The sequence below is a fragment of the Bartonella sp. TT121SHDZB genome (genome assembly GCF_042193415.1).
Taxonomy (GTDB): domain Bacteria; phylum Pseudomonadota; class Alphaproteobacteria; order Rhizobiales; family Rhizobiaceae; genus Bartonella.
On the sequence record NZ_JBHILR010000079.1, the window covers coordinates 1 to 577 of the forward strand.

Sequence of the window (577 nt, forward strand, 5' to 3'; positions counted from 1 at the left end):
TATAAAAGAAATAGATCCCCAAGCCTATCTTTGTATGGAAAATACAGGTTATTACAACTTTAATCTTTATGAGGTTTTAGAAAAATTCTCCTTTAGAACTTATGTAATAGACCCTAAGCACATAAAGAGGAGTATTGGTCTAGTGCGTGGTAAAAATGATAAAATAGACGCTAAAAGAATTGCTATATTTATTGAAAGAAACCACCAAGACATTGAAAGCTGGAAGCCGATAGGAGAAAGTGTAAAAGCCATTAAAATCCTATTAAGCCAACGACGTTTTAAAATTAAACAACGAACAGGTTTGAAGCAACAAAATTCTGATTTAAAAAGTGTTACGTTTAGTAAAACCACTGACAAATTGATCAGGATAAACGAAAAGAGTATCAAAGAAATAAACAAGCATATTGTGGAGATAGAGACTTTGATTAAAAAAGAGATAAATGCTGATCATCAACTACGTACAGAAATAAATAGGATTAAAACCATTCCAGGTATTGGTGATATTACCGCTTGGACAATTGCAGTAAAAACAGAAGGTTTTAAGCGATTATGTGACCCGAGAAAACTGGCTTGTTTT

The 577-nt window shown here is 32.2% G+C and carries 1 protein-coding gene; it reads left to right on the forward strand.

Translation table 11 applies throughout. The features are described 5' to 3' along the window. The coding region (locus tag ACFIKI_RS08600) for a transposase (RefSeq protein ID WP_375666806.1) at positions 1 to 577 on the forward strand (577 nt) is incomplete at both ends.